The following is a 513-nucleotide window of genomic DNA, read 5'->3' as shown; positions in this document are numbered from 1 at the left end:
TCCATATCCACTACGTGCTTAAGTCCGTAGCGTCTTATAAACATCGTTGCTTTGCTAATAGCATCATGACAACTTCGATTCGGTCTGTAGCCAAAGCTTGATGGGTGAAATTGCTCCTCAAATATCGGGGTCAGCAATTCATTGACCGCTTGTTGCACTACTCTGTCACGAACACTTGGTATGCCAAGCAACCTAACTCCGCCATCTGCTTTCGGTATCTCTACCCGCTTAACCGGCAGCGCTCGGTATTGTTTCGTTTTGAGTTCATTAAGTAATTGCAGCAGATTGTCGTCCAAGCGCTCGCCAAACTGCGCAAGCGTCTGACCATCGATGCCAGCCGCTCCGCCTGCTCGTCTCACCTTCTTGTAGCTCCTTAACAGCAGCTCTTTGTCTAAGAGTCTGCCATACAAGCTGTAATACACTCTGCGCATTACGTCATGCTCTCCATTTCTTACGTGCGCTACATTTCTATGGCATATCTTCACCTGAGGGCGGTCTATTCCTTGGCTCATA

1 protein-coding gene is annotated in these 513 nt (G+C 48.1%); it reads right to left on the bottom strand.

The window, feature by feature from the left end; genetic code table 11:
• A partial coding sequence (locus HMPREF3144_RS04745) for a reverse transcriptase domain-containing protein (RefSeq protein WP_246823896.1) occupies positions 1-359 on the bottom strand: 359 nt, incomplete at its 3' end.
• Positions 360-513 lie beyond the last annotated feature (154 nt).

This window comes from Oligella sp. HMSC05A10 (assembly GCF_001808335.1).
Taxonomy (GTDB): domain Bacteria; phylum Pseudomonadota; class Gammaproteobacteria; order Burkholderiales; family Burkholderiaceae_B; genus Oligella; species Oligella urethralis.
Note: the sequence above shows the minus strand (reverse complement) of the source record. Positions and strands in the feature narration are given on the sequence as shown.